The 24,712-nt window shown below is 62.5% G+C and carries 17 protein-coding genes and 2 riboswitches; of the genes, 14 read left to right on the top strand and 3 right to left on the bottom strand.

What is annotated here, in order from left to right; genetic code table 11:
* Positions 1 to 28: 28 nt before the first annotated feature.
* Genes HA052_RS06280 through cheD form a run of 6 tightly spaced genes read left to right on the top strand, consistent with a single transcriptional unit; the run spans position 29 to position 7,527 of the window.
* Positions 29 to 2,038: a chemotaxis protein CheW gene (locus HA052_RS06280; RefSeq protein ID WP_240937286.1), complete on the top strand. Its 2,010-nt coding sequence runs from the start codon at positions 29 to 31 to the stop codon at positions 2,036 to 2,038.
* 18 nt (positions 2,039 to 2,056) lie between these two features.
* Positions 2,057 to 2,554, top strand: a complete 498-nt coding sequence (locus HA052_RS06275; protein WP_166451256.1) for a chemotaxis protein CheW — start codon at positions 2,057 to 2,059, stop codon at positions 2,552 to 2,554.
* Between the two features lie 34 nt (positions 2,555 to 2,588).
* Positions 2,589 to 4,940, top strand: a complete 2,352-nt coding sequence (locus HA052_RS28135) for a methyl-accepting chemotaxis protein (RefSeq protein ID WP_206118786.1) — start codon at positions 2,589 to 2,591, stop codon at positions 4,938 to 4,940.
* 40 nt (positions 4,941 to 4,980) lie between these two features.
* Positions 4,981 to 5,808, top strand: a complete 828-nt coding sequence (locus tag HA052_RS06265) for a CheR family methyltransferase (protein WP_081546096.1) — start codon at positions 4,981 to 4,983, stop codon at positions 5,806 to 5,808.
* A 37-nt stretch (positions 5,809 to 5,845) separates the two neighbouring features.
* Positions 5,846 to 6,922, top strand: coding sequence for a protein-glutamate methylesterase/protein-glutamine glutaminase (locus HA052_RS06260; RefSeq protein WP_081546100.1), 1,077 nt, complete (start codon positions 5,846 to 5,848; stop codon positions 6,920 to 6,922).
* Positions 6,919 to 7,527 (top strand): chemoreceptor glutamine deamidase CheD, encoded by a 609-nt coding sequence (gene cheD / locus HA052_RS06255; protein WP_166451255.1) that lies wholly within the window; start codon positions 6,919 to 6,921, stop codon positions 7,525 to 7,527. The genes HA052_RS06260 and cheD overlap by 4 nt, the downstream gene beginning before the upstream one ends.
* Positions 7,528 to 7,678: 151 nt before the next feature.
* On the opposite strand, the gene fdxA is transcribed toward cheD, so the two are convergent.
* Complete coding sequence (gene fdxA, locus HA052_RS06250; RefSeq protein ID WP_081546107.1) at positions 7,679 to 8,002, bottom strand: ferredoxin FdxA; 324 nt, start codon at positions 8,000 to 8,002, stop codon at positions 7,679 to 7,681.
* 136 nt (positions 8,003 to 8,138) lie between these two features.
* On the opposite strand from fdxA, the gene gluQRS reads away from it, so the two are divergent.
* From gluQRS to HA052_RS06235, 3 genes are all read left to right on the top strand, one after another.
* Positions 8,139 to 9,026, top strand: coding sequence for a tRNA glutamyl-Q(34) synthetase GluQRS (gluQRS, locus tag HA052_RS06245; protein ID WP_166451254.1), 888 nt, complete (start codon positions 8,139 to 8,141; stop codon positions 9,024 to 9,026).
* Positions 9,027 to 9,451: 425 nt separating this feature from the next.
* Complete coding sequence (locus HA052_RS06240) at positions 9,452 to 10,792, top strand: amino acid permease (RefSeq protein ID WP_240937285.1); 1,341 nt, start codon at positions 9,452 to 9,454, stop codon at positions 10,790 to 10,792.
* Positions 10,793 to 10,933: 141 nt separating this feature from the next.
* Positions 10,934 to 11,677: a M15 family metallopeptidase gene (locus tag HA052_RS06235; RefSeq protein ID WP_166451253.1), complete on the top strand. Its 744-nt coding sequence runs from the start codon at positions 10,934 to 10,936 to the stop codon at positions 11,675 to 11,677.
* Positions 11,678 to 11,722: 45 nt separating this feature from the next.
* Here HA052_RS06235 and HA052_RS06230 read toward each other — a convergent pair whose 3' ends face one another.
* Positions 11,723 to 13,405: a dihydroxyacetone kinase family protein gene (locus tag HA052_RS06230; RefSeq protein ID WP_166451252.1), complete on the bottom strand. Its 1,683-nt coding sequence runs from the start codon at positions 13,403 to 13,405 to the stop codon at positions 11,723 to 11,725.
* A 245-nt stretch (positions 13,406 to 13,650) separates the two neighbouring features.
* Positions 13,651 to 13,742, top strand: a riboswitch (glycine riboswitch).
* A gap of 14 nt (positions 13,743 to 13,756) precedes the next feature.
* A riboswitch (glycine riboswitch) is annotated at positions 13,757 to 13,853 on the top strand.
* 41 nt (positions 13,854 to 13,894) lie between these two features.
* On the opposite strand from HA052_RS06230, the gene gcvT reads away from it, so the two are divergent.
* From gcvT to HA052_RS06210, 4 genes are all read left to right on the top strand, one after another.
* A complete protein-coding gene (gene gcvT, locus HA052_RS06225) occupies positions 13,895 to 14,983 on the top strand; it encodes a glycine cleavage system aminomethyltransferase GcvT (protein ID WP_081546118.1) in 1,089 nt (362 codons plus the stop codon).
* Between the two features lie 73 nt (positions 14,984 to 15,056).
* On the top strand, positions 15,057 to 15,443 hold the full coding sequence (gene gcvH, locus HA052_RS06220) for a glycine cleavage system protein GcvH (RefSeq protein WP_166451251.1): 387 nt from the start codon (positions 15,057 to 15,059) through the stop codon (positions 15,441 to 15,443).
* 123 nt (positions 15,444 to 15,566) lie between these two features.
* Positions 15,567 to 18,419 carry an aminomethyl-transferring glycine dehydrogenase gene (gcvP, locus tag HA052_RS06215; RefSeq protein ID WP_166451250.1) on the top strand — a complete coding sequence of 951 codons (2,853 nt, stop codon included), beginning with the start codon at positions 15,567 to 15,569 and terminating at the stop codon, positions 18,417 to 18,419.
* Between the two features lie 170 nt (positions 18,420 to 18,589).
* A complete protein-coding gene (locus HA052_RS06210; RefSeq protein WP_166451249.1) occupies positions 18,590 to 22,015 on the top strand; it encodes an EAL domain-containing protein in 3,426 nt (1,141 codons plus the stop codon).
* Here HA052_RS06210 and HA052_RS06205 read toward each other — a convergent pair whose 3' ends face one another.
* Entirely contained in the window at positions 22,016 to 22,774 is a 759-nt protein-coding gene (locus HA052_RS06205) for a substrate-binding periplasmic protein (protein ID WP_166451248.1), read from the bottom strand.
* Positions 22,775 to 22,979: 205 nt separating this feature from the next.
* On the opposite strand from HA052_RS06205, the gene HA052_RS06200 reads away from it, so the two are divergent.
* Positions 22,980 to 24,563 carry an ABC transporter substrate-binding protein gene (locus HA052_RS06200; protein ID WP_166451247.1) on the top strand — a complete coding sequence of 528 codons (1,584 nt, stop codon included), beginning with the start codon at positions 22,980 to 22,982 and terminating at the stop codon, positions 24,561 to 24,563.
* Positions 24,564 to 24,712 lie beyond the last annotated feature (149 nt).

Genomic DNA, 24,712 nt, shown 5'->3' with positions numbered 1-24,712 from the left:
GACGAGGAGCGAGTTTTTGGCAATCGACATGTCGCAGTTTCATCAGGTGTTTTTTGATGAAGCGGATGAGCATTTGTCCAGCATGGAGAGCCTGCTGCTGGGCATGGATAAATCCTGTCCGGAGCAAGAGGATTTGCATGCGGTATTCCGCGCTGCGCATTCGATCAAGGGCGGCGCGGCCACGTTCGGTTTCGCCGATATGGCGGACTTGACGCATGTGCTGGAAGGCTTGCTGGACGAGGTGAGGCGCGGCGCGCGCGTCTTGAGTTCGGATCTGGTGGACTTGGTGCTGAGAGCCAAAGACGTGTTGTACGGGATGCTGGCGGCGCACAAGGGCAAAGGCGACGTCGATGCAGCGCAAGCTAATGAGCTAAAGGCGCAGTTGGAGGCGTTGGCGGCCGCGCCAATGGAGACCGCGGCGCGGCGGGCGCCGGAGGAAACGCGACACTGGACGCTGTACTTGGAAATCGACGTGGTGGACGGCGTTGACATCGACGCCTTGCTGGAGTCGCTGGCTGAGCACGGCGACTTGAGTGTGGTGCAGCACGGCGAGGAGCTTGACAAGCTGCCCTGGGTTGCCGTGTTCACCTCGCCGTTGGACGCCGCGGAGGTGGCGGAGTCGCTGGCATTTGCCGTGCCGCAGGAGCATTTCCGCATCAATGTCGATCATGGCGTGGAGGAGGAGGGCAGTTTCGGCTTGTTCCTTGAGGCGGCTCCAGTGCCGGACGCCTCGGTCTGGCTGGAAGGAGACGGATTCGGTCTGTTCGAGCCGCCGCTTGCCGAGGCGGCGAAGCGGGACGAAGTTCCGCTGGCGTCGGAGTTCGACGCGGCCAAGCCGGCGGCGCGCGGCGGGGCGACGAGCGAGAGTTCGATCCGGGTCAACATCGACAAGGTGGATTTGCTGCTCAACCTCGTGGGCGAGCTGGTGATCACCCAGTCCATGCTGACGCAGTCCGGAGCGGGCCTGGATCCGGTGGCGCATGAGCGCCTGCTTAGCGGTATCGGCGCTTTGCAACGCAACGCGAGGGAGTTGCAGGAGGCGGTGATGTCGATCCGGATGACGCCCATCGCCTTTGTGTTCAACCGCTTTCCGCGCGTGGTGAGGGACCTGGCCGGCCGATTGGGTAAAAAGGTGGAGCTCACGATGATGGGCGAAAGCACCGAGCTGGATAAAGGCTTCATCGAGAAACTGTCCGACCCGCTGACCCATCTGGTGCGCAACAGCCTGGATCATGGCATCGAATCCCCGGAAGCTCGGCAGGCGGGCGGCAAGGATCCGGTCGGGCGCCTTACGCTGCGGGCTTTCCACCAGGGCAGTAATATCGTCATCGAAGTCAGCGATGATGGCGCCGGGCTGAACCGGGAGCGGATATTGGCCAAGGCGCGACAAAGCGGTTTGGCTGCGCCGGATTCGCTAAGCGACGTTGAAGTGTGGAACCTGATTTTCGAGGCCGGCTTTTCCACCGCAGCGGAGGTGACCGAGGTGTCCGGCCGCGGCGTGGGCATGGATGTGGTCAAGCGCAATATCCAGAGCATGGGCGGCCGCGTAGAGATTGACTCCATGGCCGACATCGGCACCACCATCAGCATTCATTTGCCGCTGACCCTGGCGATCATGGACGGCATGTCGGTGCGCATCGGCGCGGAAACCTATGTGATGCCCTTGGGAGCGGTGTTGGAGTCGCTGCAGCCGGCGCCGAATGAAATCAAAACGGTGGCCGCGCGAGGACAGGTGGTGGGAATTCGCGGCGAATACCTGCCGATTGTGCCGTTGGGACGATTTTTTTCCATTCCGGAAGCGAAACATACGCCGAGCGAGGCGATTCTGGTGATTGTGGAAGCCGGCAACAGCAGGCTGGCGCTATTAGTGGACGATTTGATCGGCCAGCAGCAGTTCGTGGTGAAAAACCTTGAAACGAACTACCGCAAGGTGGAGGGTATTTCCGGCGCCACAATTCTGGGCGACGGCCAGGTGGCCATGATCCTGGACATTGCCGCAATTGCGAGGCACAACCAGCGGATGGTGCTGGACACATGAAACAAGAAGGAAAAAAAAATGGTGGCGGAATGGAACGACCCGGGGTTGGCGCAGAGGCGCTCGGGCAATGAGCTGCTGGTGTTCACGCTGGGGGCGGAAGAGTACGGCATTGATATTCTGAAGGTGCAGGAAATCCGCGGCTACGACGCGGTGACCCGCATCGCCAACGCGCCGGACTTCATCAAGGGCGTGGTCAATCTGCGCGGCCATATCGTGCCTATCGTGGATTTGCGTCTGAAGTTCGGCATTGGAGAGCCGGTGTACAACGAGTTCACCGTAGTGGTCGTGCTGAATGTGTGCGGGCGTGTCATCGGCGCGGTGGTGGACGGGGTGTCGGATGTGATTCAACTGGAGCGGGAAGCGCTGCGAGCCGCGCCGGAGTTTGGCGCGGCGGTGGACACCGCCTATATCGAAGGACTGGGCACGCTGGATGAGCGCATGATCATCGTGGTCGATATCGAGCGTTTGATGGGCAGCGAGGAAATGGCGTTGACTGACGCCGCGGGCCGCGTATAAGCGCGGCCGCAAGCCTGTTTTGAGGGGGCGAAGCATGAATAATATGAAAGTGATCCATCGGCTGGTGTTGGGCTTTGGCCTCTTGATTCTGCTGTTGGCGGTGGCGATGACGCTGGCGGTCAGACAGCTGCAGGGACTGGCCGGCGATCTGGTCAATATCTCCGGCGTGCATATTCCGCAGGTCAGCGCCGCGCACAAGATTGCAGCCAATGTCGACCTGGCGTCGCGGGACGTGCGCAATCTGCTGTTGACCAAGGATGCCCAACTGATCAAGGAACTCAACCAGCAGATTGACGACAGTCTGGTCAATCTGACGCAGCGCATGGCTGCCTTGGAACCGAATGTCGGCAGCGCCGGGCGGCCGCTGTTTGAAGCGATGCGTTCCGATGAAGCCAGTTTCCGGTCCGAACTGAATGTGTTCCGACGCATGCAGGCGCAGGGGCGGGATGTGCAGGCACGCGATTACTTGTTCGTCACCTTGCGCGACACCCAGCTCAAATACATGACCTCGATCGACCGCTACATCGCGTTTGAGGAGGGACTGATGCGCAAGGCGGGGCAGGACGCCAGCGACAATTCCCAACAGGCTTACAAGTTGCTGTTCGGCTTCACTTTGTTGGCGTTGGCGATCGGCATCGGCTTTGGGATCTTCATTATCCGCTCGCTGATGCGACAGTTGGGCGGCGAGCCTGCGGAGCTGGTCAAGGTGATGCGGGAGTTGACCGAGGGCCAGGTGCGCTCCGAGATCAAGGTCAGGTCGGGCGATAAGCATAGCCTGTTCGCGTCGATGAGTTTGCTGGCCGAGAAGGCGGTTGAAAACATCAGAGTACGCAACGCTCTGGACAATGCCTCCACCAATGTGATGATTGCCGACAACGATCGCAACATCATCTACACCAATCACAGTGTGCTGGAGATGATGCGCCGCGCCGAGGCCGATATGCGCAAAGCCTTGCCCAATTTCGACGCGCGCGCCTTGCTGGGCACCAATATGGATGTGTTCCACAGCAATCCGGCGCATCAGCGCGACCTGCTGGCCAACCTGCGTTCCACTTATCGCGCGCAGATCAATATTGGCGAGCGTATTTTCGGCTTGGTGGCCAATCCGGTGTTCGGCACCGACGGTTTGCGGCTGGGCACGGTGGTGGAGTGGAAGGATCGCACCGGGGAGGTGGAGATCGAGAAAGAGGTGGCCAGCATCATCTCCGCGGCCGCGGCAGGCGATTTCGACCGGCGCATCAATCTGGAAGGCAAGGACGGCTTTTTCCGACAGTTGGGCGAAAGTGTCAATCAACTGCTGGCAGTGACCAGCCAGGGCCTGGGCGATATCGCCACCGTGCTGGCGGCTTTGGCCAAGGGCGATCTCACCCATGCGATCAAGGGCGACTACCAGGGCCTGTTCAGCCAGTTGCAGAATGATACCAACACCACGGTGGAGCGCTTGAAGGAAATCGTCTCCAACATCAAGGAGTCCACCGACGCGATCAACACCGCCGCGCGCGAGATCGCCTCCGGCAACGCTAATCTGTCCAGCCGCACCGAGCAACAAGCGGCCAGTCTGGAGGAAACCGCTTCCAGCATGGAGGAAATCACCAGCACAGTGCGGCAGAACGCGGAGAACGCCAAAAAGGCGAACACGCTGGCCACCGGCGCTTCCGACATTGCCGCGCGCGGCGGCAAAGTGGTGGGGGACGTGGTGGCCACCATGAACGAGATCAACGACAGCGCGCGCAAGATCGTCGACATCATCAGCGTGATCGACGGCATTGCCTTCCAGACCAATATCCTGGCGCTCAACGCCGCGGTGGAGGCTGCGCGGGCCGGCGAGCAGGGAAGGGGCTTCGCGGTGGTGGCCAGCGAGGTGCGCAACCTGGCGCAGCGCTCCGCCGCCGCCGCCAAGGAAATCAAGGGCTTGATAGGCAACTCGGTGGCCAAGGTCGAGTCCGGCTCCAAGCTGGTGGACGAGGCGGGCAGCACCATGGACGAGATTGTGATTTCCATCCGCCGCGTCGCCGACATCATGAGCGATATCTCCGCCGCGTCGATTGAGCAGAGCTCGGGCATAGAGCAGGTCAATCTGGCGGTGACGCAGATGGACGAAAACACTCAGAAGAACGCCGCGCTGGTGGAGCAGGCAGCGGCTGCCGCGGAGTCGCTGGAAGAGCAAGCGCGCTATTTGGACGACGCGGTCCAGGTATTCAAGCTGGGGGAGCAGGGACAGCGTTTGCGGCCAATGGCGGCGCATGTTGGGCAGACGGCGGAGCATGTCGTCGCTCATGTCGCCGGAGCCAAGACTGTGCCGCTCAAACACGCCGGCAAGATCGTGGTGCCGGAACGACTGCGCCCGCAAGTGGACCTGACGGACGGCGAGTGGGAGGAGTTTTGACGCTGGCTAGGCTGAGCGCGGAGCCGCGAGGGCCGAGTTGATGGGCCTGGAACTGGACATCAAGTTCACGCCAGAAGATTTTCGCCGCATCCGCGGCATGGTGTACCGGCGAGTCGGCATCGCTCTTAACGACAGCAAGACCCATATGGCGTACGCGCGGCTGGCCAAGCGAGTGCGGAGTTTGGGTTTGAAAAGCTTCGCCGAGTACTTGGACCGATTGGACCAGGACGCCTTGTCGGAGGAGTGGCAGAACTTCGTCAATGCGCTGACCACTAATCTGACTTCGTTTTTTCGGGAGCCGCATCATTTCAGCATGCTGCGCGCGCACGCCGAGCGCTGGCGGAAGCGCGGCCGGCCGTACCGGGTCTGGAGCTCGGCGTCTTCGACGGGCGAGGAGCCTTACTCCATCGCCATGACCATGGCTGAACTGGCTGAGTCTTTACGGCCTTTCCCCTGCGAATTGCTGGCGTCCGATATTGACACCCATGTATTGCAGCAGGCGATGCACGGCGTCTATCTGCGCGAGCGCGTCAGCCAGTTGCCGGAGCCGCAGTTGCGCCGTTTTTTCGACAAGGGCGTAGGCGCCAACGACGGCAAGGTGCGCCTGAAGAAACGTTTGCGCGAGGCGGTGACTTTTTTCCAGATGAATCTGGTGGCGGAAGAGTGGCCGCCGCTGGGAGAGTTCGACGTCATTTTTTGCCGCAATGTGTTGATCTATTTTGATAAGCCGACACAGGCGGCCATACTCAATCATATGGCGCGGCATCTGGCCCCGGACGGTTTGCTGTTGCTGGGGCATTCGGAAAATATCCTGCACCTGAGCGACGCCTTCCTGCCTTGCGGCAAAACCAGCTACCGGCTGGCCTAGCCGGCGTGTCCGCCCTTTTATCGATTCGGGAGCGTGGATGGGGTTCGACAAGAAAATTCGCGTGGTGGTGGTGGACGACTCCGCCTTGATCCGCAATCTGCTGACCTCCATCATCAACGAGGCGCAGGACATGGAGGTGGTGGCCACTGCCTCCGACCCGTTGATCGCCCGCGAGCGCATTCGAGAACTGGATCCCGACGTAATCACGCTGGATGTCGAAATGCCGCGCATGGACGGTTTGGAATTTCTGCGGCGCTTGATGCGCTTGCGGCCGACGCCGGTACTAATGATCTCCTCGCTGACGCAGCAAGGTTCGGAGGCGACGCTGACGGCGTTGGAATTGGGCGCCATCGACTTTATGTCCAAGCCGGCGCACGATATCGCCAGGCGGATGAACGATTACGCCGATGAGATACGAGACAAAATCCGGGCGGTGGCGGCCGCCAAGGTGCGTGCGCCGCACCGCTTTCATCGCAGGGTCGAGGCCTGTGGGCCGCAGGCACCTCTCTTGGGCGCCAGCATCCAGCAAGCGATGATTTTCGTGGGAGCCTCCACCGGCGGCACGGAAGCGATCCGAACCCTGTTGAGCGGCTTGCCGGCCGATGGTCCGCCGATTCTGATTGCTCAGCACATGCCCGAGTATTTCACCGCCAGCTTCGCCGCAAGGCTGAACAGTTACTGCCCGATGCGGGTAAAGGAGGCGGAGGCCGGCGAGCAGATCAAAACCGGCGTCGCCTATATCGCGCCAGGTAATTGGCATATGCGGGCACAGGCCGCCGCGGGCGGTTTCCGCATTGAATTGGATCAGAGCGAGAAGGTGAACCGGCACCGGCCGTCGGTGGATGTGCTGTTCGACTCCGCCGCGCGCGGCCTGGGCAAGCGCGCCATCGGCGTGATCCTGACAGGAATGGGGAGAGACGGAGCGGACGGCCTGCGCAAGATGCGCGACGCCGGCGCGGTCACCTTCGGCCAGAACGAGGCCAGTTGCGTGGTGTACGGCATGCCGCGCGAGGCGATGAAGGCCGGCGGCGTGCAACAGGAGTGGCCGCTGGAAGCGCTGGCCTCCAAAATCATGGCCTGCCTGTACGGCAGGTCGGAAAAGGCGATGTTATGAAGAACGGCGCAGTGCATTTCAGCAGCCATTCCTATTTCGACAAGCATTTTCAAAGCCAGGCGGTGAAAGTATTTCCCGGCGGCTTCTACGTTACCAGCCAGCCGCAGTTGTTGGTGACGCTGCTGGGTTCGTGCGTGGCCGTGTGCATGTTGGACCGGGCGGCCAATGTAGCTGGCATGAACCATTTTCTGCTTCCCGAAGGCAGCATCGAGGTGGGAGAAGGCGCGTCCGCCGCGCGCTTCGGCGTTCACGCGATGGAGTTGATGATCACCGAGATGCAGAAGCTGGGCGCGATGCGACACCGGATGGAGGCCAAGGTGTTCGGCGGAGGCAGCGTGCTGGAAGGCATGTCGGTGATGAACGTGGGCGAGCGCAACCGCCGCTTCATCCACGCTTATCTGGATGCGGAAAGGATTCCCATCCTGGCCGAAGACCTGCTGGGCGACTGCGCCCGCAAAGTGTACTTCTTCACTGACAGCGGCAAGGTGTTGGTCAAGAAGCTCAAGCGCAGCCGCAGCTTGATCAGCGAGGAAAACCGCTATCGTCAGCAGGTGTTGAAGCCGGAGGTGGCCGGCAAGTCCGGGGATATAGAACTGTTCATTTGAACCGGTTCTTAGAACCTGTTTACGATCTGCTGCGCGTCGGCGATACGGCGTTGAAAACCGTTTCGAAATGCTCATGTACCCTATGTACACTCCGCTTTCTCAGCGGTTTTCGCCTTGTCTCGCTTTAGCTAGCGAGATCGTAAACACGTTCTTAGCGCTCCAGGTGTTGCAGCTTGCCTTCGACCGCCGCCCAGTCCTCGTGGTCCGGCAGCGGATCCTTCTTCTCGGTGATCGTGGGCCAGAGCTTGGAAAGCTCGGCGTTGAGCGCGACGAAGCCTTCTTGTCCGGACGGCACGTCGTCTTCCGCGTAGATCGCGTTCACTGGGCATTCCGCCACGCACAGCGTGCAGTCTATGCATTCCTCCGGGTCGATCGCCAGGAAGTTGGGGCCTTCGTGAAAGCAGTCCACCGGGCAGACATCGACGCAATCGGTGTATTTGCATTTGATGCAGGCATCGGTTACAACGTAGGCCATGTTCGGCTCCTTGGTCGTCGAAAGCCGGCGGCGCCGTTTGGCGCGGCCGCGGGGCGATGATTTGAGCGTATCAGTCAACATTATTAGCCAGAAATTCCCTTCACAACGCATTGCCGCCGTAAATTTCCTATCCGTCATGAACGCTTCTCCCTATCGCGGGCGGTTTGCCCCCAGCCCCACCGGTTTGTTGCACGCCGGCTCCCTGTGCACCGCCATCGGCAGTTATCTGGAGGCGCGCGCGCGCGGAGGTGAGTGGTTGCTGCGGATGGAGGACCTGGATCCGCCGCGCGAGGTGGCCGGCGCCGCCGACGCCATCCTGCGCACCTTGGAAGCCTATGGCTTCGAGTGGGACGGCGAAGTGGTTTACCAAAGCCGCCGCCATGAGTTGTACCGGCATGCGTTGGAGCAATTGATCGCTTCCGGCCACGCCTATCCGTGCAATTGCACGCGCAAGAAGATCGCCGAGACCGCGCGGCGCGGCCTGGACGGTTACGTTTATCCCGGCCATTGCCGACTGAGGCGTCCGGAAGAGGGGGGGCGAGCCTGGCGCCTGCGGGTGGAACCCGGCGAGACCGTGGTGGATGATCGCCTGCAGGGGCCGTACCGGCAGAACTTGGCGGCCGATATCGGCGATTTCGTCTTGCTGCGCGCTGACGGCTATTGGGCTTATCAATTGGCGGTGGTGGTGGACGACGCGGAGCAAGGGGTGAACGATGTGGTTCGCGGCGCCGATCTGCTGGTGTCCACGCCGCGCCAGGTGGCGGTGCAGCAGGCGCTGGGCGTGGCGACGCCGGGTTATTGTCATCTGCCGGTGCTGGTCAACGCTGCGGGGGAGAAACTGTCCAAGCAGACGCTGGCGCCGGCGGTGGCGGCGGAGGACGCCGCCGCGACCTTACGCCTGGCCTTAAGCCGCCTGGGGCATGTTCCGCCGGAGGAGTGCGGCGGCCTGGCTGAGTTGTGGCAGTGGGCGCGCGCCCACTGGTCGCTGGCGAACGTGTCGGTCGGACCGGTGCTTGCCGACTGAATTGCGCCGTTTTATGCCAAAATTATGCGTTTGACGTCTTTTTTTCCATCCCGGCTGGCCTATATTGGCATCTGCGCACGCGCTTGTTGCGCATCATCGGCCGCGGCAAGCGGGTCGCCATCGCCTTCTCCTTGATATACGGAAAATGCGACATGTTTTTATGTCGAATTTGTGTTCTAATGCCGCCTTTTTTTCATGCGCGCGCGCTGGCGCAAAGTCCCGCTTCAGTTGACTCCGGTCAAGCGGCTTAAAGAAAGCATGCCCAGCTTGCGGGCGCGGCCCTCTATCATGGGCGCTTTTTTAACCGTATCAGTCTGAATGCGAACGGAACTGGCAAAACCCGTTCCGCCGGCGCCATCGCATGATCGTAGAAACACGCGCGCGCGGCGCGCCCGTCAATCGGCAGGCCCGATGGAGACCAAGCCTTGAGCAATACCAATTTAGACAGCAAGACCAAGACCCGGGCGCTGGGCGTGTGGATGTGCACCGCCCTGGTGGTGGGCAATATGATCGGTTCCGGCGTGTTCCTGTTGCCGGCGTCGCTCGCGCCGTTCGGCGGCGTGTCGATGATAGGCTGGCTGCTCACCGCCGCCGGCGCGATCTGCCTGGCTTTGGTGTTCGCGCGGCTGGCGGCCATCTTGCCCAAGGAAGGCGGGCCGTACGCCTACATTCATGAAGCCTTCGGCGGTTTTGCCGGCTTCTGGATAGCCTGGGGTTACTGGATTGCGCTGTGGGCCGGCAACGCGGCGCTGGCGGTGGCCGCCACCAGCTATATGCAGGTGTTCTTTCCGGTGTTGGGGCACGATAATCTGCTGGCCGGCGTGTTCGCCATCAGCCTGATCTGGATCGTCACCTGGATCAACAGCCGCGGTGCGCGCAGTTCCGGCTTGGTGGCGGTGACGACCACCTTGCTGAAGCTGTTGCCCTTGGCCGCTGTCACCTTCATCGGGTTTTTCCATATGCAGCCGGACAACATCGTGTTCAACCCCCACGACAAGCCCCTGCTCAGTTCGGTGTCCGCCACCATGGCGCTGACCCTGTGGGCTTTTCTGGGGTTGGAGTCGGCGTCGGTGCCGGCCGGCGACGTGATAGCGCCGGAAAAAACCATTCCGCGCGCCACGGTGCTGGGCACCCTGATCGCCACGGTGCTCTACATCTTGTCCACGGTGGTCTTGATGGGCTTGATGCCGCCGGCGATGCTGGCCGCCTCGCAGGCGCCGTTCGCCGACGCAGCCAAGCTGATGTGGGGCGATTGGGGCTATTATCTGGTGGGGTTCGGCGCCATTGTTTCCTGCTTCGGCGCGCTTAACGGCTGGAGCTTGATGCAAGCGCACGTGCCGGCAGCTGCCGCGCACGACGGCCTGTTTCCCCGTCGCTTCGCTCAGATGAACCGCCAAGGCGTGCCTATTTTCGGCCTGGTGCTGTCCAGCGGCTTGGTGACGGTGCTGATGGCGATGAAATACGCCGGCGGCGACGGCGGCGTCAAAATTTTCGAGTTCATCATTCTGCTGGCCACCGCCACGACCTTACTGCCTTACGCCTTTTGCTCGATGGCCTTGCTGGCCATCATGTTGATGCGTCCTCAGCAGTTCCAGCGCAAGGACTACCTGGCGCCGCTGTGCTTCGCCGGGGTGGGCTTCGCCTATTCGGTGTGGGCTTTGTACGGTTCCGGCGCCGACATCGTGATGTGGGGCATGATCCTGCTGCTCTTGGGCCTGCCGGTCTATGTCTGGCAGGTGAAGGAACGTTACGCCGACCCTTCGTGAGTGAGCGGCGACGCTGGATCCAACACGCGGCCTTGGCCGCGTTTTCTTTGGGCGAAAGGCTATCGTCATGGCGGAATGGGCTTGCCTATGCCGCTGGCCGGTGGCCTACTAGGGCGCTTTGGTTTCAGACTGGGAGTTGCAATGAGGATAGCCGCCGTCGATAGCCTGCTTGTCGCCATCGATTTCGCTTACCCGACGCCGGACGCGTTAACGCTGGCACGGATGCGGGAGGAAAACGAGCCTTGCGCGCTGGAGCGCGCGGATGGTTTGTTTCCGGAAAACAGCTATTACCACGCCGGCCGCAAAGGCTGCGCCGAGCGGATGTCGGCGCGGACCTTCGTGGCGCGCCGCTTGCGCGAGGCAGCGGCGCGGCTGGCTCCGGAGTACGGCCTGTTATTGTTCGACGCTTACCGCAGCCGCGAGACCCAGGCCGATCTGTTTCAGATGGTGTTGGACGATGTGCGCGCCGCGCATCCGGATTGGGACGCGGCGGCGGTGGAGCGGCAGGCGCGCTTGTTTGCCGCCCATCCCGACGATACCGCCCGTTTTGCGGTGCTGCCGCACAATTCAGGCGGAGCGATCGATCTGGCGATCTGCCGGCGGGACACCGGCGAGATCTGCGATTTCGGCACGGCCTTCGACGCGGCGGAGCCGGCGTCGCGCACCGATTTCTTCGAAGCGCCGCATGATCCGGCACAGGGCTTTTCGTCCGAACGCTGGCTGGCGGTGCGTGACAATCGCCGCGTCTTGTTCAACCTGATGAAGCAGTCCGGCTTCAGCAACTATGCCGAGGAATGGTGGCATTACGACTTGGGCGACTGTCTGTGGGGACAGGCTCTGGGCGTGGACTGGGTTTACCCGTCCATGGAGCCGGCATCGGCCTGATTCGACGCGGCCGCCGCGGGGTCGAGGCGGCCACATCGTCAAGCGCTAGCCGGCCAGCGCTTTCAACCAGACCAGCGCGGCGCTGGCGCCCGCGTCGGGCACGCCTAGCGCTCGCTCGCCCAGATAGCTGGCCCGTCCCAAGCGCGGCCGCATGGCGGCGGTGGCCGCGCAGCCGCGTTCCGCCGCCTCCAGCGCGGAACGCCAGGCCTCGTTTGGACCCTGGCCAGTGTTCAGAGCGGTCTCGAAAGCGTTTGCGGCCGGCGTTAAGGCATCCAGCATGGTGCGATCGCCTAGCTGCGCGCCGCCCAGTTCCGCGATAGCGGCGACGCCGTCCTTGAACGCGGCGGCCCAGTCGAGCGGGCCGGGCGCGTTCGCCGTGTCCAGCCGCCGCGCCGCACGCAGCAGAGCGGTGGAGTAGAACGGGCCGGAGCTGCCGGCGATGGCTTGGCGCAAGGCCTGGCCGACTGTGCGCAGCGCCGTGGCCGGATCGCTCCAGGCGCTGTCCGGCAAGGCACGGATCGCCGCCGCGCCGCGCTGCATGCTGACGCCCAGATCGCCGTCGCCGGCCGCGCCGTCCAGTTCGGTCAACAGCGGTTCGGCGGCGTCCAGCGCGTTGGCCGCGGCCCAGACCGCGGCGCGCAATTTGGGGTCGGCTTCGGCGACGGAGAGCGGCGTTGTCGAGCGCGGGGGCGCCGGACGCAGCTGGCGTCGCGCCGGCAGAAGGCCGGAGCCGGGCCAGGCCGGGGCCAGGGCGGTTTGATCCAGCCAGTTGAGGCGCTGTTCGTCCAGCGCCAGCAGCGACAGCGAGCAGCCCGGCATTTCCAGCGCGGTCATGAAGTTGCCGCTCCACAGCCGTTCCACTCGCAAGCCGCGCTGTCGCGCCGAGGCCAGCGCGCTGCGCGCCACGATGGCGAGCTCCATCGGCGGAGTGCCGCCCAGGCCGTTGACCAACATCGCCACCCGCTGGCCGGCTTGCCAATCCTTGTCGCGGACAATGGCGTCGAGCAGCGTCGCGCATAAGGCGTCGGCGGATTGGCGCGGCACGCGGCGCACGCCGGCTTCGCCGTGGATGCCCAGGCCCAGTTCCACTTCGTCGTCGCCTAGGTGAAAGCAGGGGCGGCCGGTGGCCGGCACGGTGCAGGCGCCCAGCGCCACGCCCATGGTGGCCACTTGTTCCGCCGCCTGTCGCGCCGCGGCGGCGACCTCGGCCAGGCTGGCGCCGTTGGCGGCGGCCGCGCCGGCGATCTTGTGCACCAGAACGGTACCGGCGATGCCGCGTCGACGCGCCGGCTCCACGGTGTCGCGCAGCGCTACATCGTCGGCCACCACCACGCTGTCGACGGCAATACCCTCGGCGCGGGCAAGCTCCGCAGCCAGGCCAAAGTTCAGCCGATCGCCGGTGTAGTTCTTGATGATCAGCAGCACGCCTTTGGGGCCGGCGACGGCATGGATCGCCGCCAGCACGGTGTCAACGCTGGGGGAGGTGAAGACGTCGCCCACCGCGGCGGCGTCCAGCATGCCGTGGCCGATGTAGCCGGCGTGGGCGGGTTCGTGACCGCTGCCGCCGCCGGAGATCAGCGCCACTTTGTCGAGCAGGCCGGGGGCGGGAAGGTCCGCGCGCAGCAAGACGTTTTCCTCTTCGAGCAGCGCCAGCCCGGGCAGGGTGTCGGCCAGGCCTTCCAGCATCTCCCGCGCCACATGGCGCGGATCGTTGATTAGTTTTCGCATCGCGGTTTCCTTTCCAAATTGGATAGAGATCGTGCTGGGTAAAGATGGATGTCATCTTACGATCAGCTTTGCTTGGAGGGGGAGTTTGTCGATTACGTGATCGATAACGAAGTGAAATATGTTCGCAATCAATCTTAAACGAAGCAATGCTGGTTCAATGTTTTGCGGTTTCGAATATTTTAAGCCATTGTTTAAGTTGAAGATAAACGCGGCTTGCCAAGGCCCGGCTCAGCAACCATAATCTGGCACGTCATGCAGGAGAGAGTGGCCGTCCGCGCCACCGCCGAAGGCGCAAGCGCACCCGCAATCGCTCAGGCAAAAGGACTGCATCATCGGACTGGCCGCAGCCAGTTCGCCGAATCTGGAGAGCGGCATCCACGGATGCCCACCGAAGGGGCTAACGGCCGCAAGGCCGGAAAATCTCAGGTGCAGGGACAGAGGGGTGTAGGGAACAGAGCAACACTACACGCTTTTGCTAAGGACGCACCCATGACGGCCCCGAAACGCACGCCCCTGTTTGAATCCCATATCGCCGCCGGCGCCAAGATGGTCGATTTCGCCGGCTGGGAAATGCCCATCCATTACGGCTCCCAACTAAAAGAACATGAAATCGTGCGTAGCGACGCCGGCATGTTCGACGTTTCTCATATGACGGTGCTGGACATCAGCGGGCCGGACGCCAAGGCCTGGCTGCAGCGCTTGATCGCCAACGACGTGGCCAAGCTCGGCTTCGAAGGCAAGGCGCTGTATTCCGGCATGCTTACCCCCGACGGCACCGTGGTGGACGATCTGATCGTCTACCTGACTTCCTACGGTTACCGCATGGTGATCAACGCCGGCACCACTGACAAAGACCTGGCCTGGATGGAAGGGCGCAAGGCGGATTTCGACGTGGACATCAAGGTGCGCCGCGATCTGTCCATCCTGGCGGTGCAGGGCCCGCAGGCCATCGCCAAGGTCTGCGCGGTCAAGCCCGAGCTTGCCGACGTCATCCAGGCCTTGAAGCCCTTCCAAGGCCAGCCCGCCGGCGATTGGTTCTACGCCCGCACCGGCTACACCGGGGAAGACGGCCTGGAAGTGATGCTGCCCGGCGTCGAGGCCGCGGCCTTTTTCCAGCAACTGCAGGCCGCCGGCGTGGCGCCGATAGGCTTGGGCGCGCGCGACACCCTGCGCCTGGAGGCCGGCATGAATCTGTACGGCCACGATATGGACGAAACCGTTTCCCCGCTGGAAGCCGGCATGGGCTGGACCATCGCCTGGGAACCGGCTGAGCGCGACTTCATCGGCCGCAAGGCGCTGGAAGCGCTGAAAGCCGCCGGCGTGAAGACCAAGCAGGTGGGCCTGGTGCTGGAAGGCCGCGGCGTGTTGCGCGAAGGCCTGAAAGTGGTGGTGGAAGGGGTTGGCGAAGGCGTGATCACCAGCGGCACCTTCTCGCCCACCCTCAAGCATTCCATCGCAATCGCGCGCGTGCCGGCCGCCACCGGAGACAAGGCGCTGGTGGACCTGCGCGGCACTTTGACCGAGGTGCGCGTGGTCAAGATGCCGTTCGTGCGCAACGGCAAAAAAGTTTTCGCCTGAGCGGCGTGCTTGGGCAGGCCGCGAGACGCGGCCGGGAATATCGTTTAAGACCTGGATTTGACTGGAGACACTCATGAGCAACATCCCCGCCGAACTCAAATACGTTGAAAGCCACGAATGGCTGCGCCTGGAAGCCGACGGCTCCGTGACCGTGGGCATTACCGAGCACGCGCAGGAACTGCTGGGCGACATCGTTTTCGTCGAGCTGCCGAAAGTGGGCGCCAAGCTGGCCAAGGAAGAGCAGGCCGGCGTGGTGGAATCGGTGAAGGCCGCTTCCGACATCTACTGTCCGGTTGCCGGCGAAGTGCTGGCCATCAACGAGGAACTGGAAGCCGAACCGGAACTGGCCAATAGCGAACCCTACGGGGCGGGTTGGTTCTTCAAGATCAAGCCGGCGGATCCGGCGGACTTGGACGCCCTGATGGACGCCGCCGCCTACGCCAAGGAAATTGGCGCCTGATGGTGAAAACCGCCTCGCAGTCCTAATCGGTCGCGAGGCGTTTTTTTCGCCCGGATATCCAGCAACACCCGATTGGCCGCGAAAGTCGCGGCGCGGACGGCAAGCACAGAAGGTCTCGTACTCATGTCTCTCTCCGAACTTTTCAACCGCAAAGAATTCATCTCCCGCCACATCGGCCCGTCCGACGCAGAGCGCGAGCAAATGCTGGCCGCCATCGGCCTGGCCTCCATCGACGAGCTGGTGGCGCAGACGCTGCCGGCCGACATCCGCCTGAACCGCAAGCTGGAGCTGCCGGATCCCATGCCGGAAGCCGAGGCGCTGGCCGCGCTAAAGGCCGTTGCCGCCAAGAACGTGGTCAACAAATCCTTCATCGGCCAGGGTTATTACCCGGTGCTGACGCCAACGGTGATTCTGCGCAATCTGCTGGAAAACCCGGGCTGGTACACGGCTTATACGCCGTATCAGGCCGAGATCGCTCAAGGCCGTCTCGAAGCCTTGCTGAATTTCCAGCAAATGGTGATCGACCTGACCGGTCTGGAACTGGCTAACGCATCCTTGCTGGACGAGGCTACCGCCGCCGCCGAGGCGATGGCGATGACGCGCCGGGTGTCCAAGGCCAAGTCCGGCCAATTCTTCGTGGACAGCCGCGTGCTGCCGCAAACCCTGGACGTGATGCGGACCCGCGCCAAGTACTTTGGCTTCGAACTGGTGCTGGGCCACCCGGAAGAAGCGGGCAAGGGCGAATACTTCGGCGCCTTGTTCCAATATCCGGGCGAAGCCGGCGACCTGATCGACCTGACCCCGCACATCGCCGCGGTCAAGGCCAAGGGCGCGGTGGCGGTGGTGGCCGCCGATATCATGGCCTTGGTGGCGTTGAAATCGCCGGGCGAGATGGGCGCGGACGTCGCCATCGGCAACACTCAGCGCTTTGGCGTGCCGATGGGCTTCGGCGGCCCGCACGCCGCCTATTTCGCGTTCAAGGACGAGATGAAGCGCTCGGCGCCGGGCCGCATCATCGGCGTGTCGGTGGACGCCAAGGGCAAGACCGCGCTGCGTATGGCGCTGCAGACCCGTGAGCAGCACATCCGCCGCGAAAAAGCCAACTCCAATATCTGCACCAGCCAGGTGCTGCTGGCCAATATCGCCGGCATGTATGCGGTGTACCACGGTCCGGAGGGCGTCAAGCGCATCGCAGCCCGCATCCACCGTCTGGCCGCCATCTTCGCGCACGCGGTCAAGGCCGCCGGCGGCAAGCTGGTGTTCGATCGTTTCTTCGACACGGTGCAAGTTGACGCGCCCAAGGCCGACGCGGTGTATCAGGCGGCCTTGGCCGCCGGCTACAATTTGCGCCGCGCAGGCGGCAATGTGCTGGGCGTGGCCTTCCACGAAGCGGCCAGCGAGGCCGATCTGGCGCGCCTGATCGAAATCTTCACTGGCAAGAGCGCCGACATCGCGGCCTTGGACGCCGCGGCAGCCGACGCGATTCCGGCCGGGCTGAAGCGCGAATCCGCTTTCATGAGCCACCCGGTGTTCAACACCCATCATAGCGAGCACGAGATGCTGCGCTATATGAAGAAGCTGGAAAGCCGCGACCTGGCGATGAATCATTCGATGATCTCGCTGGGCAGCTGCACAATGAAGCTCAACGCCACCAGTGAAATGATCCCGATCACCTGGCCGGAGTTCGCCAATATGCATCCGTTCGCCCCGCGCGAACAGACGGTGGGCTATCTGGAAATGATCGCCGGCCTGGAAACGCAGCTGCGCGCGATCACCGGTTTCGACATCATCTCTATGCAGCCCAATTCCGGCGCCCAGGGCGAGTACGCCGGCCTGCTGGCGATCAGCCGTTACCATGAGTCGCGCGGCGACGGCCAGCGCAATATCTGCCTGATTCCGCGCTCCGCCCACGGCACCAACCCGGCCACCGCGCAGATGATGAATATGCAGGTGGTGGTGGTGGATTGCGACGAGGCCGGCAACGTCGACGTCGCGGATCTGAAAGCCAAGGCTGAGCAGCATTCGGCTCAGCTGGCGGCGCTGATGATCACCTATCCGTCCACCCATGGCGTGTTCGAGCAGCCTATCCGCGAAATCTGCGCGATCATCCATCAGCACGGCGGCCAAGTGTATATGGACGGCGCCAACCTCAACGCCCAAGTGGGTTTGTGCCGTCCGGCGGACATCGGCGCCGACGTGTCGCACATGAACTTGCACAAGACCTTCTGCATCCCGCATGGCGGCGGCGGCCCGGGCATGGGCCCCATTGGCCTGAAAGCGCATCTGGCGCCCTTCATCGCCAACCACGTGGTGGCCTCGGTGCCCACCGCCCAGCCGGGCCAGACCGCGGTGTCGGCGGCGCCTTTCGGCTCCGCCTCCATCCTGCCCATCTCCTATATGTATATCGCGATGATGGGCGCGGAAGGCATGAAGCAGGCCACGGAGAACGCCTTGCTGTCCGCCAACTACGTGGCGACGCGGCTGGCCGAGCATTTCCCGGTGCTGTACACCGGCGCCAACGGCCGGGTAGCTCATGAGTGCATCATCGATCTGCGTCCGCTCAAGGCCTCCAGCGGCGTGACCGAAGTGGACGTGGCCAAGCGGCTGATGGATTACGGCTTCCACGCGCCGACCATGAGCTTCCCGGTGCCGGGCACGCTGATGATTGAGCCGACCGAGTCCGAGCCCAAGGCGGAGTTGGATCGATTCATCGCGGCGATGGCGGCTATCCGTCGGGAAATCGACCAGGTGCAGAACGGCGTGTGGCCGGCGGACGACAATCCCTTGTGCAACGCGCCGCACAGCAAGGCCGACATCGCCAGCGACTGGCAACGTCCGTACAGCCGCGAAACCGGTTTGTTCCCGCTGCCCTATGTGCTGGAAAACAAGTTCTGGCCCAGCGTCAACCGCATCGACGATGTGTACGGCGACCGCAATCTGGTGTGCAGCTGCCCGTCCACCGACAGCTACGCCTGATCCGCGCAGGCGGACGCCAAACCACCCCGGCCCAGGCCGGGGTTTTTTTACGCGTCGACGCGTCGATACGGCACTGGAGTTGAATGGATATACGACTATCATATTTAATGAGGAATATGACGGCAGGCTTGCCACCCTTGATCCGCAAACCCCACCGATAGGAGGCTGCGTTGGCGTTGAACGCGCAGGTTGCGATTGCCGCACCGGATTTTCAGCTGCTGTTCGAACGGGCGCCCGGCCTGTATTTAGTGCTGGATACCGATTTCAACGTTATCGCCGCCAGCGATATTTACCTGCAGACGACCTTGACCCGGCGCGAGTCCATCCTGGGGCGCAATCTGTTCGACATCTTTCCGGTCAATCCCGCCGAGCCGGAAGGCGAGGGCTCGCGTAATCTGCGCATTTCTTTGCAGCGCGTGCTGGCCACCGGCGTCGAGGACAGCATGGCGATGCAGAAATACGATATCCCGCGGCCGGATGGCAGTTTCGAAGAGCGCTATTGGAGTCCGACCAATTGGCCGGTGAAGCGCGCAGACGGCAGCGTGGCCTGCATCATTCACAGCGCGCAGGACGTCAGCGAGTTCGTGCGCCTGAAACGGAGCCAGCCGCAGCAGAGTCAGCCGGCGGAATGGCGGGCAATGGACGCGGCGGCGCTAGAAGCCGAAATGGTGAATCAGCACGCGCAGATCGCTCGTGCCAACACCGATTTGAAGGAGTCGAATAGCGAATTGGCCCGCTTGAATCAGCAGATGCGGGAGCTGGACCAGATGAAGACGCGATTTTTCGCCAACGTCAGTCATGAGCTGCGCACGCCGCTGACGCTGATTCTGGGGCAGGTCGAACGTTTTTTGTCCGGGCAAGCCGAGCCGGGCGAGGCTCCCAATCTATCGCTGATCCAGAGGCAGGCTCGCATGTTGTTGCAGCAGGTGAACGATTTGTTGGACGTGGCCAAGCTGGACGCGGGGGAGTTGAAGCTGCGTTATGTGCAGCTGGATCTGGCCGAGTTAGTGCGCCACGTGGCTTCTTATTTCGGTTCTCTGGCCAGCGACCGACACATCGATTACCAAGTGGCCGCGCCGACAACGGCGCCGGCTCAGGTGGATGCGATCAAGCTGCAACGGGTTTTATTGAACCTATTGTCCAATGCCTTCAAATTTACGCCGGACGGCGGTCATATTCAGATCGCGTTGGAACTGCGAGGGCGGCAGGCCGACATTCGGGTGCGGGACAATGGGCCGGGGGTGCCGGCCGAGATGCGCGACAAGGTTTTTGAGCGCTTCGTGCAAGTGGAGGACGGCGATTACGGCCGCCATGGCGGCACTGGGCTGGGCCTGGCCATCGTCAAGGAGTTCATCGAACTGCACCATGGCGACGTGCGTTTGTCCGCGGCGGAGGGCGGCGGCGCCTTGTTCCGACTGACCCTGCCCTTGGAGGCGCCGGCGGGAACGCCGGTGGTGTCGGAATATTTGCGGCTGGATGATCTGCTGGCCGGCGGCGCGGTGCCCTTACCGGCGCCGCAAGTGGGCAAGACCACGGCCTTGCCGGACAAGGGCGGCCAGGCGTTGGTGCTGTTGGTGGAAGACAACAGCGATATGAGCGCCTTCATCGCCGGCGCGCTGGGCAAACACTATCGAGTCATGACGGCGCCGGAGGGCGGCCGCGGTTTGCAATTGGCCTTGAGCGAGCAGCCGGACTTGATCATTAGCGACCTCATGATGCCGGGCATGGGTGGCGAAGAGCTGGTGTCGGCGCTGCGCGGCAACCGGCAGACCGAGGACATTCCGGTGGTGATGCTGTCGGCGCGGGCCGACGATTCGTTGCGGCTGCGAATGCTGCAGAACAGCGTACAGGAGTTCTTGTTCAAGCCGTTTTCAGTGGCGGAGCTGCTGGCGCGGGTGGGGAGATTGATCGGAGAGCGGCGCCGCTCGGCGATGCGTCTGAAGCAAGCGTTGTACGCGGCGGAGCAGATTGCCTGGGAGTTGGACCTGGTCGACGGAATCTTGCATGAGGAGGGGCCGGTGGGGCGGATTTTCGGACGGGCCGAAGATTATCGCCACGACAGCCTGGACGCCTTGCTGAGGCAAATCCATCCGGAGGATCTGGATGCGCTGCGCCGGCGCTGGCTGGCTTTGCCGGTGGAGGCCGGAGAGAGCCTGCACGAATGCCAGTTTCGCATCGCCGCGCCGGAGGAGGCGCAGGTCTGGATGCAGGTGAGCGCCAGCCTATGGCGAGACGAGCAGGGGCGGCCGCGGCGCGCGATGGGTTTTGCCCGCGACGTATCCACTCTGAAGCGTTCGCAACTTGATATCGAGTTTCTCGCCAAGCATGACAGTCTGACCCAACTGCCCAACCGGGTGCAGCTGAATGAGCGGCTGCAATGGAGCTTGAGGAATCATCAGCGCTCGGGACGGCGCTTGTACCTGCTATTGGTCGATTTGGACGATTTTCGCCTTATCAACGACAACCTGGGGCATGAGGTGGGGGACCGCCTATTGCGCATCGTGGCCGAACGGCTGCGCGCTTGCGTGCGCGGGCATGACCTTTTGTTCCGCATCGGGGGCGACGAGTTTGTGGCTTTGGCCGAAAACGCCGCGGACGGCGATGCCGACAGCCTGGCTGAACAAATGCTGGCGGCGCTGGCGGCGCCGTGTCAGGACGGAGATCACCGTTATTTTTTGTCCGCCAGCATTGGCGTTAGCTGCTGCCCCTGCGACGCCGACACGCCGGAGGGTTTGATGCGCGACGCCGATATGGCGATGTATCGCGCCAAGTACGCAGGCAAGAACGGCTATTGTTTCTTCTCCGAGGATATGGCCGACGGCGTGCGTCAGCGCCTGCAGATCGAAACCGGCCTGCGCCAGGCGCTGCAGCGGCAGGAGCTGAGGCTGGAGTATCAGCCGCAACTGACGCTGCGCAGCCAGGATATGTTGGGGGTGGAGGCTTTGTTGCGCTGGGAGTTGGATGGGAGCAAGCAATCGCCGGCCGAGTTCATCGCCATCGCCGAAAAAACCGGCCTGATCATCGACATCGACGAATACGTGTTCCGCAATGTCTGCAAGCAGGTCGTGAACTGGCGAGGGCAGGGGCTGCCGCCCTGGCGCGTCAGCGTCAATCTGTCGGCGCGCTTCTTCGGTTTGCCGGACGCCGTATCGCGCTTGCGCGTGATCGCAGAAGAAAGCGGGGCGCCGCCGGAGCAACTGTGCCTGGAAATCACCGAGGGCACCTTGATGGACGCGGACAGCGCGATGAAGGCGCTGCCGACGCTCAAGCGCATGGGCTTTCACGTCAGCGTGGATGATTTCGGCACCGGCTTTTCCTCATTGTCCTACCTTAAGCGGCTGCCCATCGATGAATTGAAGATAGACCGCAGCTTCATCATTCGGCTGGATAGCGACGAGCGCGATCTGGCGATGGTGGCGGCCATCGTGTCGATGGCCGAAAGCCTGAGCCTGCAAGTGCTGGCCGAAGGCGTGGAGACCGAGTCCCAGCACGCCTTGCTGCTGGCACGCGGCTGTCATAGCGGTCAGGGCTATCTGTATTCGCGATCTTTGCCGGCCGAGGAGCTGGTGGCCTGGTGGCGCAGCCGTTTCGAGTAATCAGGGGGCGGGCGGATTGATGCCGGGCACGGCCTCGCCGGGCAGCCAGCGCCGGTACAAGGAGGCGAAGCTGCCGTCGCGCTTCATCTCGTCCAGCGCCTGCTGCCAGGCTTTGATCACCGCATCCGGCGTCTGGCGGGAAAAAGCGATGTAGCCGTAGGTGTGGGAGAAGGTCAGCGCTTTACGTACCTGAGAGGGGTCGAAGCCCTGTTGCCGCAGTTGGTGGGGCAGGGTGGTGTTTTCACTGACGATGACATCGGCGCGCTTGCGCATCAGCATGGTCAGCAGTTGATCCGGCGTGGCGACGGTGGCCAGGTTGGAGAAATTCTGCGCGCTCAGCAGCTGTTGCAGATACCAGTCCCGCACCACCATGATCTGCGGCAATTTGCGAGCGTCGTCCAGCGTCTGCAGCTTGATCGGGCTGTCCCGCCGCACGAATAGGCAGCCCAGGGTTTCGGTGACCGGGCCCACCCACTTGAACATGCGTTCCCGTTCCGGGGTGCGATTGGTGTTGAACAGCACGGTGTTCGGCTGCTGTTGCGCTTGGCGGTAGCCGCGCGCCCAGGGCACAACCGAAATGGGGTCGTGGTTGCCAACGCGGCGCTGTATGCCTTGAACCACCTCCACCACCAAGCCGGCGGCCTTGCCGTCTTGCTCAAACGTCAGAGGCGGATCATCCTCGGTGAGGATGTCCAGCGCGGGACCCGGCGCGGCCCGCGGTTGCGTGGCGGCAAGGCAGGTCAAAAGCAGGGCAAGCATGCAGTGACGGCGGGTCATGTCGATGGCGCTTTGTATTCTGGCTGTCCGCTTTGACTGTAGCGGCAATTTGCGCCGGGCTCAAATTTCGGCCTTGTCCGCGGCGCGAATATGAATATGCATAATCGATGGTTTGTTTTTTGCGCTTATTCGCTTAACCTTCGTTTCTGATACTGAAGATGCCATGCAGTTTGATAAGGAAATGCCGATGAACAAGCAATTGACGCTGTTGGCCTTGGCCCTGGCGCCGACCCTGGCGCTGGCCGCGCGCCCGTTGACCGTGTGCACGGACGCCAATCCGGAAGGTTTCGACGTGGTGCAGTACAACTCCCTCGTCACCACCAACGCGTCGGCGGACGTGTTGATGAATCGCTTGGTCGAATACGATCCGGCCGCTCGTAAAGTGGTGCCGGGGCTGGCTGCCAGTTGGCAGATCAGCGAGGACGGCCTCAGCTATACCTTCAAGTTGCGGCCCAATGTCGCATTCCACATCACCGATTACTTCAAGCCTGGCCGCAAGCTGACGACCGACGACGTTGTGTTTACTTTCGAACGCATGCTCAACCCCGCGCACCCTTGGTACAAGAGCGCGCCGAACGGTTATCCGCACGCTCAGGCTATGCAGTTCCCCAAGCTGATCAAGGCCGTGCAGAAGGTAGACGCCAATACCGTGCGTTTCGAGCTGAACTATCCGGAAGCCACTTTCCTGTCCAGCCTGACCATGGGTTTCGCATCGATCTATTCAGCCGAATACGCCGGGCAGTTGCTGGCGGCCGGCCGTCAGACGGACTTGAACGCCAAGCCCATCGGTACCGGCCCTTTTGTCTTCCGCAGCTTCCAGAAGGACGCGGTGGTGCGCTATGCGCCGAACCCCGGCTATTGGGGAGCCAAACCCAAGATCGGCGCGCTGATCTACGCGATCACTCCTGATTCGGCTGTGCGCGTACAGAAACTGAAGGCGGGAGAATGCCAGCTGGCCTTGTCGCCCAAGCCGCAGGATGTGTTGGCTACCAAGGGCGATTCCAAGCTGAAGGTGTTGCAGACCCCGGCCTTCATGACGGCTTTCATTGCCTTCAACAGTCAGAAAAAGCCGCTGAACAATCCCTTGGTGCGACAGGCGTTCAACCTGGCTTTCGACAAGAGCAGCTATCTGAAAACGGTATTCGACAATACTGCCACCGCAGCGGACCTGCCTTATCCGCCTAATACCTGGAGCTATAACAAGGGCGTGAAACCTTATCCCTACGATACGGCGCGCGCCAAGAAGCTGTTGGCCCAGGCCGGCTATCCCGACGGTTTCGAAACCACGGTATGGGTGCGGCCCAGCGGCAGCACGTTGAACCCCAATCCCAAAGCAGGCGCCGAGCTATTGCAATCAGATCTGGCCAAGATAGGCGTCAAGGTGCAGATCAAGGTGATTGAGTGGGGGGAACTGATCAAGCGCGCCAAAGCCGGAGAGCATGAGCTATTGTTCATGGGTTGGGCCGGCGACAATGGCGACCCGGACAACTTCCTGACCCCGCAGTTTTCCTGCTCGGCGGTACAGTCCGGCACCAATTTCGCGCGTTTCTGCGACGCGAAACTGGACAAATTGATCAGCGACGGCAAGAAAAGCAGCGACTTCGCGCAGCGCGCCAAGTTGTATCTGGCGGCGCAGAAGTTGATACAGGAACAAGCCTTGTGGCTGCCGTTGGCGCATCCTACCGCTTACGCATTGGCGAGCAAGGGTTTGAGCGGCTATGCGGTTAGCCCGTTTGGACGGGTGGACTTTGGGCAAGCGCAGTTGAATTAAGCTAGGTGGACTGGCCGCTTGCGGCTGGTCCGTCAGGTTTTGTCAGCACCGGGCGCTAGACTCCGAGTAATGTTCGGATATGAACTTATACGTGAGTATTTTCCCGTATTAAGTAATTCAGCATCGTATTTTTGTTGAAATGTTGTTTT

It is taken from the genome of Chromobacterium fluminis, assembly GCF_011602385.1.
GTDB classification, from domain to species: Bacteria; Pseudomonadota; Gammaproteobacteria; order Burkholderiales; family Chromobacteriaceae; genus Chromobacterium; species Chromobacterium fluminis.
Note: the sequence above shows the minus strand (reverse complement) of the source record. Positions and strands in the feature narration are given on the sequence as shown.